This is a genomic window from Undibacterium pigrum (assembly GCF_003201815.1).
Lineage (GTDB): Bacteria > Pseudomonadota > Gammaproteobacteria > Burkholderiales > Burkholderiaceae_D > Undibacterium > Undibacterium pigrum.
Genome location: NZ_QJKB01000006.1, coordinates 72,285 through 86,810, shown reverse-complemented (window position 1 = coordinate 86,810; position 14,526 = coordinate 72,285). Strand labels below are relative to the sequence as shown.

The 14,526-nt window shown below is 51.3% G+C and carries 13 protein-coding genes; 8 read left to right on the top strand and 5 right to left on the bottom strand.

Translation table 11 applies throughout. The features are described from left to right. Window positions 1–51: 51 nt before the first annotated feature. Window positions 52–258, bottom strand: a complete 207-nt coding sequence (locus DFR42_RS17670) for a hypothetical protein (protein WP_146218884.1) — start codon at window positions 256–258, stop codon at window positions 52–54. 155 nt (window positions 259–413) lie between these two features. Between DFR42_RS17670 and DFR42_RS29270 the strand changes: the two genes are divergently transcribed. The 3 genes from DFR42_RS29270 to DFR42_RS17655 all read left to right on the top strand — a co-directional run bounded on the left by DFR42_RS29270 (window position 414) and on the right by DFR42_RS17655 (window position 2,176). Beyond that, window positions 414–569, top strand: coding sequence for a hypothetical protein (locus tag DFR42_RS29270; protein WP_170133569.1), 156 nt, complete (start codon window positions 414–416; stop codon window positions 567–569). A 151-nt stretch (window positions 570–720) separates the two neighbouring features. Beyond that, complete coding sequence (locus tag DFR42_RS17660; protein WP_110256345.1) at window positions 721–1,515, top strand: class I SAM-dependent methyltransferase; 795 nt, start codon at window positions 721–723, stop codon at window positions 1,513–1,515. Window positions 1,516–1,612: 97 nt separating this feature from the next. Continuing rightward, on the top strand, window positions 1,613–2,176 hold the full coding sequence (locus DFR42_RS17655) for a YceI family protein (protein WP_110256344.1): 564 nt from the start codon (window positions 1,613–1,615) through the stop codon (window positions 2,174–2,176). A 143-nt stretch (window positions 2,177–2,319) separates the two neighbouring features. Here DFR42_RS17655 and DFR42_RS17650 read toward each other — a convergent pair whose 3' ends face one another. Continuing rightward, entirely contained in the window at window positions 2,320–3,171 is an 852-nt protein-coding gene (locus tag DFR42_RS17650) for a DMT family transporter (protein WP_110256343.1), read from the bottom strand. Between the two features lie 188 nt (window positions 3,172–3,359). Here DFR42_RS17650 and DFR42_RS17645 point away from each other — a divergent pair, with 188 nt between their 5' ends. Next, window positions 3,360–3,839, top strand: a complete 480-nt coding sequence (locus DFR42_RS17645) for a GNAT family N-acetyltransferase (RefSeq protein WP_110256342.1) — start codon at window positions 3,360–3,362, stop codon at window positions 3,837–3,839. A 186-nt stretch (window positions 3,840–4,025) separates the two neighbouring features. On the opposite strand, the gene DFR42_RS17640 is transcribed toward DFR42_RS17645, so the two are convergent. Continuing rightward, window positions 4,026–5,741 (bottom strand): alkaline phosphatase D family protein, encoded by a 1,716-nt coding sequence (locus tag DFR42_RS17640; RefSeq protein ID WP_110256341.1) that lies wholly within the window; start codon window positions 5,739–5,741, stop codon window positions 4,026–4,028. A 191-nt stretch (window positions 5,742–5,932) separates the two neighbouring features. Between DFR42_RS17640 and DFR42_RS17635 the strand changes: the two genes are divergently transcribed. Further along, window positions 5,933–6,544, top strand: a complete 612-nt coding sequence (locus DFR42_RS17635) for a glutathione S-transferase family protein (protein ID WP_110256576.1) — start codon at window positions 5,933–5,935, stop codon at window positions 6,542–6,544. A 255-nt stretch (window positions 6,545–6,799) separates the two neighbouring features. Beyond that, window positions 6,800–8,140, top strand: coding sequence for a reverse transcriptase family protein (locus tag DFR42_RS17630; RefSeq protein ID WP_110256340.1), 1,341 nt, complete (start codon window positions 6,800–6,802; stop codon window positions 8,138–8,140). Window positions 8,141–8,147: 7 nt separating this feature from the next. On the opposite strand, the gene DFR42_RS17625 is transcribed toward DFR42_RS17630, so the two are convergent. Next, entirely contained in the window at window positions 8,148–8,519 is a 372-nt protein-coding gene (locus tag DFR42_RS17625; RefSeq protein ID WP_110256575.1) for a DUF423 domain-containing protein, read from the bottom strand. Window positions 8,520–8,770: 251 nt separating this feature from the next. On the opposite strand from DFR42_RS17625, the gene DFR42_RS17620 reads away from it, so the two are divergent. Beyond that, complete coding sequence (locus tag DFR42_RS17620) at window positions 8,771–10,045, top strand: hypothetical protein (RefSeq protein ID WP_146218883.1); 1,275 nt, start codon at window positions 8,771–8,773, stop codon at window positions 10,043–10,045. Between the two features lie 4 nt (window positions 10,046–10,049). Then, on the top strand, window positions 10,050–10,697 hold the full coding sequence (locus DFR42_RS17615) for a peptidylprolyl isomerase (RefSeq protein ID WP_110256338.1): 648 nt from the start codon (window positions 10,050–10,052) through the stop codon (window positions 10,695–10,697). A gap of 122 nt (window positions 10,698–10,819) precedes the next feature. On the opposite strand, the gene DFR42_RS17610 is transcribed toward DFR42_RS17615, so the two are convergent. Next, complete coding sequence (locus DFR42_RS17610; protein ID WP_110256337.1) at window positions 10,820–14,404, bottom strand: indolepyruvate ferredoxin oxidoreductase family protein; 3,585 nt, start codon at window positions 14,402–14,404, stop codon at window positions 10,820–10,822. Between the last annotated feature and the right edge of the window lie 122 nt (window positions 14,405–14,526).

Sequence of the window (14,526 nt, the reverse complement as noted above, 5' to 3'; positions counted from 1 at the left end):
TGCCAGCCATCACGGATGGCTGGCAAACAGCAAGGCCAAACCACATTGCTCTTACTTGGATTTACCGTTGGTATTATTGGGCACGCCAGACTTCAGAGGCTTGACCTTGACGACGGCACCCTTGCCCTTGCAAGGGCGGTCAGACCAGATCACACGGCCATCTACTTCACAGCGAAAGACAGGGGTTTGGGCAGATGCCAGTTGGGGCAGCATTAGTGAAACTGCCAATGGCAGCATGAATACGGATGATTTTTGCATGAAATACCTGCTAGCTTGATTGAAATCCATCATGTGCAGACGATCATGTAATCGTCTACCGTGTTGATGAATCGCAGTAGTCTGAGCCTATTATCCCTGCAAGGCAAGCATCACTTGAGTGTTTTTACAAAACGGTAGTAAGCTGCAAGGACCTTTTGCACCAGTTCCATCGAAGTTATCGTGTCTTTATCTCCTATCAACACCATGCTGTTGCCACGGCAGGCAGCAAGGTCAAGAACATACGTTTTTCCATACTGGAAAAATCTGTGAACGCCTGGACTGTCAGTCTGGCGACATCGTGGAATGGGTGAATGATGGCAAAAGCATGGATGATGCAGATACGATGCTGAATAAACCAGAGTGAAAAAAGGTATATGATGCGCTGCACGATAGAAGCTTGCCACCTGCGTGGAACATTTGGCACTGCACGCAGTCATATGTTTTTTCCTTAGGAGAGTCTGCATGAAACAATTTCTGCTCGCCGCGAGCCTGATCGCTGGCATAGGTGCCAGCCAGGCCGCCATGGCCGATGATGCCTTGAAAGCCGCCATTGCCGGACAACAACGCACCCCCGCCAATGCCGTACGCGACAGCGCCCGCCACCCTTATGAAACCCTGAATTTTTTTGGTATCAAACCGAATATGACCGTGGTGGAACTCGCACCCGGTGGCGGCTGGTATACCGAAATCCTGGCACCGTATTTGCGCGACAATGGCAAGATGATCGCTGCCCTGGGTGACCCGGCAGTCAGCAAGGGTGCGGCCAGCTTCAAGCAAAAACTGGATGCTGCACCAGCCATCTACGGCAAGGTAGAAATGGGCGTGTTTGCACCACCAGGCAAGCTCGATTATGCGCCCAAGGGTAGTGCCGACATGGTACTGACTTTCAGGAATATCCATAACTGGATTGCCAATGGCGAGCCTGCCATGAAAACCCTGTTCCAGAGTGCCTATGACACTTTAAAACCGGGCGGCGTATTTGGCGTGGTAGAACATCGCTTGCCAGCCAGCAAGACCCAGGACGACAAAGCCAGCACAGGTTATGTGCATGAAAGCTATGTCATCAAACTGGCCGAGAGCGTAGGCTTCAAGCTGGCAGCAAAATCGGAAGTCAATGCCAACCCAAAAGATACAGCTGACCATGAAAATGGCGTCTGGGCCTTGCCACCTACCCTGACCAACAAGGAAAAAGACAAGGCTAAATACCAGGCCATAGGTGAGAGCGACAGGATGACGCTGAAGTTCGTCAAGCCCTGAGATGTTGGTCCTGCGCGTTTAGCAGGGTCAAGTTTCTGGCAAGTCAGGCAGTAACAGCTTATCATGCTTGTTACTGCCTTTTTATTTGGAATCAACCATGCTCAGGAATTGCCTGTTGTTGCTATTGGCTGCTTGTAGCCTCACTGCTACCGCTGCAGACAAATACCTGGTCGACCAGGAACATACCTTCAGCAATTTTGAATACAAGCACTGGGGCCTGTCCCTGCAGCGTGGCCGCTTCGACAAGAATAGCGGCAGCATAGAACTCGACATGGAGAACAAGACTGGCAGCCTGCAAATTGCCATCGAGGCAGAATCCATCAACACTGGTTCAGATACCTTCAACAAAATCCTGCGTTCGCCCAGTTTTTTCAATATAGAAAAATATCCGAAAATCACTTTCCAGTCGAACAAGATGGTCTTCAATGAAGACAAGCTGGTACAGGTGGAGGGCGATCTGACCATCAAGGATGTCACGCGCAAGGTAGTCGTCGATATCACGCAATTCGAGTGCCGCTTCATGATCCTCTACCTGAAACGCGCTTGCGGTGCCAACGGCAATACCAAAATCCTGCGCAGCGATTATGGCGTAGGCCGCTATGTACCCTTTGTCAGTGATGAAGTGACATTATCGTTTAGTGTTGAAGCGATCAAAGAGTAGGTAAGAAAGCGAAGTATTGATTATGACAAACACACTGCTGTAATACCTCACCTGTCCCCTGTAGGAGCGGCTTTAGCCGCGAACCTGAGTGATGCGGAAATGAGATGTTCGCGGCTAAAGCCGCTCCTACATCCAAGATACTTTTACGTATATCGGATCACTACCGCACCAGCCACTGCCAGCATGATGGCAGCCAGTCGTCTGGCAGAAATTTTTTCGTGCAAGACCCAGGCTGCAATCCCAGTGGCAAACAGGATGGAGGTTTCGCGCAAGGCGGCAATGGTTGCGACCGGAGCCAGGGTCATGGCCCATAGCGCCAGCCCATACGAAGCCACGGAACCGGCACCACCAGCGATACCCAATACATATTTGCCTCTGATATAGGCAAAAAATGCCTGTCTGTCCCTGAACATGATCATTGCCAGCAAGACCAGCGCCGTCAGCAAGAAAATCCACATGGTATAGGCAGCAGGTGCGCCCGACTTGCGCACACCTATGCCATCCACGACGGTATACCCGGCGATGAAACAGGCATTCAGCAAGGCAAAGCCACGACTTGATAATGCCTGATTTCCTTCGCTGGATTTGTTATCGCCAGACAGACTTAAGCCAAGTATGCCCAGCACCAGCATACCCAGGCCCAGCCAGCGCAAGACGGGCACGGCCTCGCCTATGACACTGCCACTGACCAGTGCCACCAGCAGTGGTGCTGTACCGCGCATGAGAGGATAAGCCTGGCTCATGTCGCCATGCCGGTAAGCTGCGGCCAGCAAATAGAAATACACCACCTGCAAGGCCACGGAAGCCAGCATGAATGCCCAACTGCTGACATCAGGCTGGCGTACAAATGGCAGGAGCACAGCACAAACCAGACCGGCGCCAGAAGTCACCAATACTGTATTAAAGTATTTGTTATTGCCTACCTTGATGACTGCGTTCCAGGCAGCATGCAGGAAAGCAGCGAACAGGACAACGAGGACAACCAGTGTTGACATGGATAGGCAGGCGATTGAAGTAAAGCGAGGATATTAACATTCCCCATATCTGAATTGCTGTGCTGCCCCTCATCTTTCCCACCTTGTCAACTTTGCGGACAATTCTGCGCTTTTCATTCAAGCCGCGGTAAAATCATGAGTGCACATGAAGCTGGATTTTTTACATCACACTTTTGCCGTTTTTAAAAATGTCGACAAGCTCACGCCCCGCTCTGAAAGACGACTATGCTGTTATCGCCAGCTGGATAAGCAGCGCAGAGGCTTGCTCGCGCTGGGCCGGGCCTGCTTTGGCTTATCCCTTTAAACCTGCTGACTTATCCACTTTACTGGCAAAGCCACAATCACAGGAAATGGTCCTGCTTGATGCTGATCAGAATGTTGTCGGGTATGCCCAGTTCTGGCCACGCGATGAGCAACGAGTACACCTGGGTCGTATCATCGTTTCGCCAGCGACACGCGGCCTGGGTTATGGCAGGCAATTGTGTGAACAACTGATGCAGCAAGCCATCGCTGAGACTGGCCTGCCAGTGATCAGCCTGCGCGTTTACCGTGACAATCCTGGCGCCTTGCACTTGTACCAGCAACTGGGATTTACAGAGGTCGGGGCAGATTCCAATGAAGAAGTACTGGCGATGGAATATAAAGTCAGGAAATCTCTCGTTACGTAATAGCAAGCCTGTTGGGCTTGCATAAGCACTGAAAAAATAAGACTGACGAGAGTTTACCTCACTTCGTAGTAGCGGCTTCGGCCGCGAACACCTGACCGTGTCGGGCATTCGTGGCTGAAGCCACTCCTACAGAGAAAATCAGCGTTCTCTCAAGTTGAATAGTGAATCCAGGAACTGAAACACTACTCAACCAGCATAAGTGAATGCATCGATGCTAGTGGTATAGCTGGAACTGGTGACGGTACTGACGTATACATATTCACCCTTGGCCTGAGTAGGCGTGACAGTAATCAGCATATAACCACGGCGAGAAGTGTCTATGTAAGTGATGTCATCTACCAGCGCCTTGATGGTGCCAGCCAGTGTGGCGGGAGGCACTACGGATGGTGGAAACACGCTTTCAAAACCGGAGGAAGTAACCGACATGCCAGCAAATTCTGCCCCCACCTGTGTGCCATCAGTGAGCGTCAGTTTATTGAACCAGGCATTATGGCTGTCACCAGACAAGACCAGGAATTTCTTGCCTGCTGTTTTCAATTTCGCTGCTGAATTGAAGACAGTATCGCGGGCGTTTGGATAACCTTCCCAGTTATCGAAGGTATAGGAAATTTTTGGATTCTTCAGCGGATCCAGCATATCCTTTTGCGCCTGGGTTTGTGCTGCAGCCGGGGTCGCTTTGGCAGTCAGATAAGCAGTCACGGATTCTGCGCTGAGGTTTGCCATCAGGACATTCGCAGGCAATTGCACACGCCCCATAACAGTCTGGTTGCCCAGTACCTGCCAGGTCGCTTTCGAGGTGGTCATTTGCGTATCCAGCCAGGCTTGCTGGGTAGCGCCCAGCAATTGCTTGTTCTTGTTGAAGGCATACGGCAGGAACTTGGGGTCAGCTACATCGCGGCCCTGAGCATCAAGCATGCGGTCTGGTGCCTGTTCGCGACCAATGATGCGGGTATCGAGCATGTGCAGGGACAGCAGGTTGCCAAAGTCAAAGGAACGGTAGATTTTCAACAGATTGCTGGTATCTGGTGAACGTATCGGCATCCATTCATGGTAGACCTGGCTGGCCGCTGCCTTGCGTGCGGCCCATGTACCCTGCGTTGCCGGATTATGGTTTTCTGCGCTATCCATCCAGGCATTGTTGGCAAATTCATGATCGTCCCAGATGGTGATCATGGGCATGCGTGCATGCAGGGCTTTCAGGTAAGGGTCCGCCTTGTGCAGTGCATGGCGGGCACGGTAATCAGCCACCGTGACAATCTCGCTGGCTGGTGCAGAAACACGGCCTGCGACTTGCGAAGCAGCCGGTGGATAGACACCATCCTTGTATTCATAAATATAGTCACCCAGATGCAGGGCGAATTGCGCGCCAGAAGAGATTGCGCTGTCATAGGCATTGAAATAGCCAGCTGGATAATCACTGCAAGAGAACACGGCCAGCTTGACCTGATCAACATTACCAACTGGCAGTGTGCGGGTGCGGCCTACAGGGGAAACGCTGTTATTCGGTGCCACGAAGCGATAGTAATACTCTGTATTGGCGGCCAGACCGGTAGCATCAACCTTGGCGGTAAAACCGCTTGCTGAACTGGCCGTGACTTTGCCGGAAAACAGTACGCTGGCAAAACTGGCATCTGCCGCCATTTGCCAGGTCAGCTCTACGCTGGCATCTGTCGATATTTTGGCATGGGTCCAGAGAATGATGCGGTCAGCCAGAGGGTCGCCACTGGCAACGCCATAATTAAAGGCTGCCATCTCGCCATTCAAGACTGTGGATGAACCGCCGCAGGCTGTCAGTGCGCCACCCGATGCCATGACGGCAGCAACGGAAGACATCTTGATGACAAAGCCGCGCCTGGCAATATTTGCTGGCGCTTGCGAATTTTTCTTCTGATCGTTTTGCATCTGGCTACTCCCCTGGAAAATGGAAGATAGTAGGGCCGCCTTGTGTCAGGGATATGACGCTAGCCGGACTTGCTCAAGGAAAGTCTAGAGGGGAGCCTCTAGCAAGACAACAAGTGCCAGCGCACACTTGCAGAAAACTGGGCATAATGGGTTTTTCCGATTTTCTCATTTCCCCACACCGCGAGGCTGCCATGATAGAAGTCCACCATTTAAAAGAATCACGCTCACGCCGTATCACCTGGTTGCTGGAAGAACTGGGGCTGGATTACACCGTCATTTCTTATGACCGCGATCCCAAGACACGGCTGGCACCACCAGAACTGCAAAAGATACATCCGCTGGGTAAAGCACCAATCGTGCGCGACAAAGACCAGACCCTGATTGAATCTGGTGCCATCATCGATTATCTGATACGCACTTATGGCAATGGCCACCTCGCACCTGCCGTGGGTACGTCGGACTACAACCGCTATGTGCAGTTCCTGCACTATGCCGAAGGTTCGGCCATGTTGCCACTACTGCTGAAGCTGTATGTGAGCCGCCTGGGTGAAGCAGGTGCCCCCTTGCATCCACGTATCAACGGTGAAGTGGCAAACCATTTTGGTTATCTGAATGGCGAACTCGAAGGCCGTGATTATTTCGTCGGTGACAGCCTGACGGGCGCGGACATACAACTGTCTTTCGCCGTACAGTCAGCCGTGCGCGGTGCGGGTCGTGAAGCCTTCCCTAACCTGACACGCTTTGTCGATATGATAGCGGCGCGACCCGCTTATCAAAGAGCAGTAGAAAAATATAGCGAGTAATAGTTGTCGTTTGGAATGCGAGGATTGACAGGCACGATTGCATACTCTATCTTCTCATTGCGGCGGACCCTGCAAGCTGGCGCTCAGACGCAAGTCCATAGTGCCTCTGCGGGGTTACCCCGCGGGATAAATTTACCTGGTATTTCATCGCGTGAGCCGCCCTGCACTTCATGCAGATTGGCTCACACTTGACGAGACTGGTTGCAGGCTCTCCGCCGCTCCGCTGCCGACGATCATACGCCACTGCCTTCACTCATGGACATTCCCAAACAGGTCGCTTTAGCCATCGCCGACGCCTTACTGGCAGGTGAATGCAGCCATATCGCCCTGATGAAAAACATGAGCTGGGTCTTGGGTAAAAAATGGCCGTGGATACCGTCACTGTGCCCAAAAATTTACCTGCATGCTGGCCCGCATTTTTATCATTACAGCCGCCATGAAATCGCTGCAATCATACTGGATGATCACGGCTACTACGATGCTTGGCGCGGCAAAGACAAACCGCAAATCAAACAGTATTGCCTGTTGCCCGCCATAGCCCCTGAAAAACCGGCATGGCTGCAAGCCCTGGCCTTACCTGAATTTAATAACTCCGCTGATCTGGCCAGACACCTGAACCTGACTGTTAATGAACTGGCATGGTTTGCCGACCAATGGCGACAGGATGCGCAGGCAGCACCACAACTGAGACATTACCATTACCGCTGGCTGGAAAAAGCTACTGGTGGCTGGCGACTGCTGGAAATACCCAAGTCACGCCTGCGCAATATACAAAGAAAAATCCTGCAACGGATATTGAACCAAGTACCGCCACATGCTGCTGCACAGGCATTTCAGCAAGGCCGTTCGAGTATCAGCCATGCGGCACAACACACAGGAAAACTTGTCGTGGTGCGGCTGGATTTGAAGGACTTTTTTACGAGCATTCCAGGTTCACGTCTGCATGCGCTGTTTGCCAAACTGGGCTATCCAGAAAAAGTGGCAGGTACGCTGGCAAGGCTATGCAGCAATCGCACTCCTACTGTTATCGCCAAAGAAAAAACCCGCTACCTTGCTCCACTCAGTTCTGCACATCTATTGCGCAGTCCGCATCTGCCACAAGGTGCACCGACCTCCCCTGCCCTTGCCAATCTATGTGCTTACCGCCTTGATATGCGCCTGCAAGCATTGGCAGACAGCATGCAGGCCAGTTATAGCCGCTATGCAGATGACCTGACATTTTCTGGTGATGAGCAATTTGACCAAAGCCTGCGACGCGTTATCCCGCAGGTGGCTGCCATCGTGCTGGAAGAAGGTTTTGTATTGAATTACAAAAAGACCCGCATCATGCGCGCCTCAACCAGGCAGCAAGTCACAGGTATCGTCGTTAACCGCCACTGCAATATCAAGCGCGCTGATTACGATACCCTGAAAGCGATTTTGACCAACTGCCTGCGCAGTAATCCAGCATCACAAAACCGCGAAGGACATGCCAATTTTCGCGCTCATCTGGCAGGCAAGCTCGCCTATATGCGCATGATCAATCCTGCACGCACGGCAAAGCTGCAAGCTCTGTTTGAGCAGATCAAATGGCCGGACTCAGCAGTTATGATCTGACTTTGGCTTAGCGCCGGATTACCGCCCAGGCCAGCATCGCCCAGCCCACCAGGAAGGCCACGCCGCCTATGGGCGTGATCGCCCCAAGTATACGCACACCCGTCAGGGCCAGCGCATACAGGCTGCCACTGAAAATGATTACCCCCGCCAGCATGGCCCAAGCAGCCTTGCGCAACAGGGCATTATCCTGCTGTTGCAACATGATGCCCAGCGCCAGCATGCCCAGGCCATGCACCATCTGGTAAGTCACTGCCGTTTGCCAGATAGCCAGCATGTCGGCACTCAGCATTTGCTTCAAGCCATGTGCACCAAAGGCACCGGCAGCCACGCCTGTGAACATGAGGATGGCGGCAGTAGCGATGAAAGGACGTGCTTGCATATCGGTGGCAGGAAATTGGATGAAAGCAGCATTGTAAGGCAAGGCTCAAAAAAAGAAATTTTTGCACGCATGGTTCTTCTCACAGAATGTATGGATAATTGTATTCCACTCACATGAGCGATTCGTCCAAATTTTCATTTTATGCAGGTAAGAGCATGACAAGTTTTTCTGGTATTTTGATTTTCAGCCTGTTGTTTGGCAGCTTGCACCAGACTGTATCTGCGCAAGCCATAGAAAGCATACCTTTAGGTATGCAAGAAGTAGAAAATACCACGGTAGAAGAGCATGGCAAAACTTATTTTGGTGCTGAAAAAGGCAGTATCAAATCCTGGCAAGTTTTAATGTGGGATGGTGAAAAATTATCCTGCAGCCCGTTCCAGGGTTTCCGCAAGAAGTCGTTGCCATTTAACTGGGACAGACAAGATGCAAAAAACTTTCTCATAGAACCTGTTGTTCCTGAATCCGCTTTATTCATACTTAAAGGCTTAGGCACTACATCATTCCAAAAGACAAACTCGTTTTGCAAAAGTGGGACAACAATAAAAGAAACCATCAGAGAAGGCTGGAAAAAAGCCGTCAGCCTTGACGCAAAAAAACTGGAACTGCGTGCAGTTTATCAAAAGAGCGCCGATGCAAAAATATTGCCAGGGTCCATGCAACTACTGATGAGTGTTCCCGGTAAACCTGACAGCATCATACTGGATCGCGCGCCTGGCATGATTTTTAGTGAGCAGAAACTCATGTGGTATGGCGATCTCAATGGCGACGGACTACCAGACTTTTTGATACAGAGAACTTTAATCACGGGAGAAACCGATTACATTCTTTCTATCAGCAACACCAACTGGCAATACACCGTGCTTGGCATCACTATTGATAGTGACAAGCCTGATATGGGATTCTCTTCCGGTGTCGGTGAGGCAGATTATCAGGAATCACAATTACTGAATTCACCACGGCCTTATCCGGTTTATACGCTGCCACAAACGACGGTCACTGCGTCTAGGCAAGAGAAGGCGCGCAAAATGGCAAAATCTGGTGCCATGACTGTCTCTAATTTATTGCTAGTTAACCGCACAGTAAGTGAAAATGCCAATGCAGACAATGAGGAAGCACCCAAGATCTCGCTGGAACCGGCAAAAGCAGAAATCAAACGCGATCTGGTATTCAGCTTTGATGAAGAAAAATATCGCCTGCTAGTAGAAGAACTACCTGTATTCTGCGAACAAGTCCATGGCCCTGCCTACATTTCACAATTATATTATGGTGCCTACGGAGGCTGCCCACGCAGTCTGGTAATCAGTCTCTACCACAAAGGAAAACGCCAGGTCTTATTGGTAACCAACCCTTATCAGGAAGACCCCATGTCCGTGACGGCCGGAGACCTCGATGGCAGCGGCATCTTGTCCATCGCCCTGAGCTGGCAGCCTCACTATAATAATGGCATGTACAGTCAGTGGAAAAAGACGAATGATGGGACGAGAATCATGAAACGCGTTTCGGTATTTCAATCACAGGGATGTTGAAATCATGATCAAAAAATTCTTGTGCCTGACTTTTTTCCTCTTTACAGCAACAAGTGCAGTTGCCCAATCGCGTTACGCCATCATCGAAACGTCTGAAGGAAACATCAAAATAGAATTGAATGCCAGACAGTCGCCAAAAACGGTTGCTGCTTTTATTAAATATGTAAAGGCGGGAATATACAAAAACAGCATCATTCATCGTGCCGTAAAAGATTTTTTGATACAAGGTGGTGAATTGGCAAAAGCAACTGAAAGTGGAGGGAATATATCCCTGCAAGCAGATTTTGCTCTGCCAATTTTTGCTCCAGAAGTAAAGAATGGCCTCAAAAATCAACGCGGCACAATAGCGATGTCCACAACCAAAGTAGGCAATAGAGTATCTGTGCCCACAGGTTTCTTTATTAACCTCAAGGACAATCAATTTCTTGACTATTACCTTTATGAGAAAGAAACCATGGTGCCTACCCTGGCGGGCCCACAGCTAGCTCCTGCGGGCACTGAGATCAGCGGCTATGCTGTATTTGGTCGTGTAGTTGAAGGTATGGCTGTCGCAGATCAGATCGCTCAAACTGCAGTTGAAGTACGTAACTTATACGAGCATATGCCCGTGCAGGAAATTGTGATCAAACAGATTCGACTTAGCGATAAATAATGTTGACTACTAGCGAGTAGAAGCAAGAATTTTCTATTACGATTTTTAAAACCAGGCTAACAAGCAAAACAGGTCGCCCGTGAGCGACCTGTTTTTTCACAACTATCTTAGATCAAGCTATATCAGGCAGCTTTTTGCGCAGACTGTGCCGTATTGAATTCAGCAATCAGCGTCGCTTCCTTGGCCTTGGCAGCCTTGAAATGCCTTTCCTTGACATGACCATAACCGCGTATGTCTTCAGGAATGCTGGCTATCGCTACTGCCTTGGACAAATTATCTGCATTCAGTAAAGGCAGCAACTTGTTCAGGGTCTGCTTGTACTCTACCGGCAAGGCACGTTCCATTCTGCGTTCTTCGGTGTAGCCAAAGATATCAAAAGTGCCGCCACGCAGGGATTTGAACTTGGCCAGTATGCCAAAAGCTTTCATCATCCATGGGCCAAACTGCTGCTTGATCAAGTGGCCCTTGTCATCACGCTTGGCCAGTAATGGCGGTGCGAGGTGGAAGTTGATGGCGTAGTCGCCTTCAAACATGTCGGCAATTTTCTTTTGGAACTTGCCGTCAGTGTATAGGCGTGCGACTTCATATTCGTCTTTGTAAGCCATCAGCTTGAACAGGTATTTCGCTACTGCTTCTGTCAGACGCAAAGGCTTGTTGCCATCGACGAGTTTGCTTTCCGCGGCTTTGACCTGGGCAACAAAGTCACTGTACTGGCTGGCGTAAGCGGCATCCTGGTAATCCGTCAAAAATGCCACGCGCTTGTTGATGGTGTCATCCAGCGTCGGTGCGCGTTTCAGTTCTATGACTTGTGCCGGTGTCACCAGACGCTGTACCGCTGCCAGGTCATGCGCAGCCAGACGGCCCCAGTTGAATGCCTGCTTGTTGAAGTCGATAGATACGCCATTGAGTTCAATCGCACGCATCAGGGCGACTTCTTCCAGCGGTACCCAGCCTTTTTGCCAGGAATAGCCAAGGATGAACATATTCGTCGCAATATTGTCACCCATCAAGGCGGTGGCTATCGAGGCTGCGTCGATCAGATCGACACGGTCAGCACCGCAGGCTTTGCGGATATCGCCTTCGGCTGATTCAGCCGGGAATTGCCAGTTAGGATTCTTGATGAAGGTCGACGTTGGCGAACCATTGGCATTGATGGCAGCATGGGTACGGCCTTCGCCCATGCGGGACAGCGCATCCTTGCCTGCCGTCACGATCAGATCACAGCCTATGACCAGATCAGCCATGCCTGTACCTACGCGCGTCGACTGTATGTCGTCAGCCTTGTCAGCCAGGCGCACGTGTGACATCACCGCGCCACCCTTTTGCGCCAAACCTGTCATGTCCAGCACGGAACAGGCTTTGCCTTGCAAATGCGCGGCCATGGCCATGATCTGGCCGATGGTGATGACGCCAGTACCACCGACACCGGTCACCAGTACACCGAAAGGTGTTTTGGTATCAGGCAGGGCTGGGTAAGGCAGTGCATTCACGTCGAGTGCATTACCTGGCTCAATTTTCGTTTTTGCTGGTTTCTTCAGCTTGCCGCCTTCAACGGTGACAAAGCTGGGGCAAAAACCTGTGACACAGGAAAAATCCTTGTTGCAGGAAGACTGGTTGATCTGGCGCTTGCGACCGAATTCGGTTTCCAGCGGCTCGACTGACAGGCAGTTGGATTGCACTGAGCAATCGCCACAACCTTCACAGACTGCTTCATTGATGACTACACGTTTGGCAGGGTCAGGGAAGCCAGGCTTTCCATCCTTGTCGAATTTTTTCCTGCGGCGGCGTTTTTCGGACGCGCAGGTCTGGTCGTAAATCATGGCAGAGACGCCCTTGGCCACGCGCAGTTCACGTTGCACGGCATCAAGTTCACTACGATGACGCACGGTGACGCCAGCAGCCCAGGGATAGCCTGCACCATATTTTTCTGGCTCGTCAGTGACGACGATGATAGGGCCTACGCCTTCAGCCGCGATCTGACGGGAGATCATGCCAGGGTCCAGCGGGCCATCGAATTCCTGGCCACCTGTCATGGCGACAGCATCATTGAACAATATCTTGTAAGTGATATTGACTTCACCAGATACCGCAGCACGGATAGCCAGCAAGCCCGAGTGATAGTAAGTACCATCACCCAGATTACAGAACACATGGTTCTCGGTCGTGAATGGTGCCTGGCCTACCCAGGTTACCCCTTCTGCACCCATGTGGGTGAAGGTGGAAGTTTCACGGTCCATCCAGGTAACCATGTAATGGCAACCGATACCAGCCAGGGCACGGCTGCCCTCAGGTACTTTGGTGGATGTATTGTGCGGGCAGCCGGAACAGAAATGCGGTACACGGTCTTTGTTAGGGTCAGGCTTGGAAACGGTATTGAGCATCGCTTCCTTGGCTTCCAGATAAGCCACGCGTTCCTTGACGCGTTGCTCTACAGGGTGACCAGCGAAGTAACGGCTGATGCGGGAAGCAATCGCGCGAGCGATCTGAGCCGGGCTTAGTTCATACGTCGCGGGCAGCAACCATTCACCATGGCCAGAACCATGCAGGTTACTCCATTCACCACTATCATCGAACTTACCAACCACGCGTGGGCGGACTTTGTCTTCCCAGTTGTACAGTTCTTCTTTCAAGGCGTATTCAAGGATCTGGCGTTTTTCTTCAACCACCAGGATTTCTTCCAGGCCGGTGGCGAATTCACGCACGCCTTCAGATTCCAGCGGCCAGGTCAGGCCTATCTTGTACAGGCGTATGCCTATGTCTTTGGCGACTTGCTCATCAATACCGAGGTCGGCCAGCGCCTGACGGGTGTCGAGGTAGGATTTACCGGCAGTGATGATACCGATCTTGGCAACCGGGCTGTCCCAGATAATTTTATTGAGCTTGTTGGCACGCGCATAAGCGAGGGCCGCATACCATTTATAGTTATTCATGCGGATTTCTTGCGCCAGCACCGGGTCTGGTGTGCGGATGTTCACGCCATCGGCAGGCAAGACAAAATCTCCAGGAATCACTGGTTTGACACGGTCCGGGTCAATATCAACAACAGCGCCGGATTCGACGATGTCAGTCACACATTTCATCGACACCCACAGGCCGGTATAGCGCGACATGGCGATGCCATGCAGGCCATAGTCCAGATATTCCTGCACGGTAGATGGATACAAGACCGGGATACCACAGGCTTTAAGGATATGTTCACTCTGATGCGCTGCAGTAGACGACTTGGCGGCATGATCATCACCCGCCACGACCAGTACACCACCATGTTTTGAGGTACCCGCCAGATTGGCATGCTTGAATACGTCACCGCAACGGTCTACACCTGGGCCCTTGCCATACCACATGGCAAACACACCATCATATTTCGCACCAGGGAACATATTCACCTGTTGCGTACCCCAGACTGTCGTAGCTGCCAGGTCTTCATTCACGCCAGGGTGAAATTTGACGTGATGCTTGGCCAGATGTTTTTTTGCCTTGGCAGCAGTCAGGTCGACGTTACCCAGCGGTGAGCCGCGATAACCGCTGATGTAGCCGCCGGTATTGAGGCCAGCTTTTTCATCGGCCTGGCGCTGCAACATCATCAGACGTATCAGGGCCTGGGTGCCGGTCATGAAGGCGCGGCCGCGCTCCAGCGTAAATTTATCGTCCAGGGAAATATTGTTATCGATCAGCGCCTGCTGCTCAACTTTGAGGGGTGCGTTCATGGGGTCTCCGTGCTTTTTATCGTATGGCAATGGTGTGCGCAACAAAACAGAATCACCTTGTGAGTGAATCATATACTTTTTAATGTAGATTGAATTATGAAAGGCGAACTACTTCAATCTAG

Bases quoted from the DNA above. Each gene is read 5' to 3' on its own strand.
- DFR42_RS17615 (WP_110256338.1), top strand. From the start codon at position 10,050: ATGATCAAAAAATTCTTGTGCCTGACTTTTTTCCTCTTTACAGCAACA.
- DFR42_RS17610 (WP_110256337.1), bottom strand. From the start codon at position 14,404: ATGAACGCACCCCTCAAAGTTGAGCAGCAGGCGCTGATCGATAACAAT.
- DFR42_RS17655 (WP_110256344.1), top strand. From the start codon at position 1,613: ATGCTCAGGAATTGCCTGTTGTTGCTATTGGCTGCTTGTAGCCTCACT.
- DFR42_RS17660 (WP_110256345.1), top strand. From the start codon at position 721: ATGAAACAATTTCTGCTCGCCGCGAGCCTGATCGCTGGCATAGGTGCC.
- DFR42_RS17640 (WP_110256341.1), bottom strand. From the start codon at position 5,741: ATGCAAAACGATCAGAAGAAAAATTCGCAAGCGCCAGCAAATATTGCC.
- DFR42_RS17645 (WP_110256342.1), top strand. From the start codon at position 3,360: ATGTCGACAAGCTCACGCCCCGCTCTGAAAGACGACTATGCTGTTATC.
- DFR42_RS17650 (WP_110256343.1), bottom strand. From the start codon at position 3,171: ATGTCAACACTGGTTGTCCTCGTTGTCCTGTTCGCTGCTTTCCTGCAT.
- DFR42_RS17630 (WP_110256340.1), top strand. From the start codon at position 6,800: ATGGACATTCCCAAACAGGTCGCTTTAGCCATCGCCGACGCCTTACTG.
- DFR42_RS17620 (WP_146218883.1), top strand. From the start codon at position 8,771: ATGCAAGAAGTAGAAAATACCACGGTAGAAGAGCATGGCAAAACTTAT.
- DFR42_RS17670 (WP_146218884.1), bottom strand. From the start codon at position 258: ATGCAAAAATCATCCGTATTCATGCTGCCATTGGCAGTTTCACTAATG.
- DFR42_RS17625 (WP_110256575.1), bottom strand. From the start codon at position 8,519: ATGCAAGCACGTCCTTTCATCGCTACTGCCGCCATCCTCATGTTCACA.
- DFR42_RS17635 (WP_110256576.1), top strand. From the start codon at position 5,933: ATGATAGAAGTCCACCATTTAAAAGAATCACGCTCACGCCGTATCACC.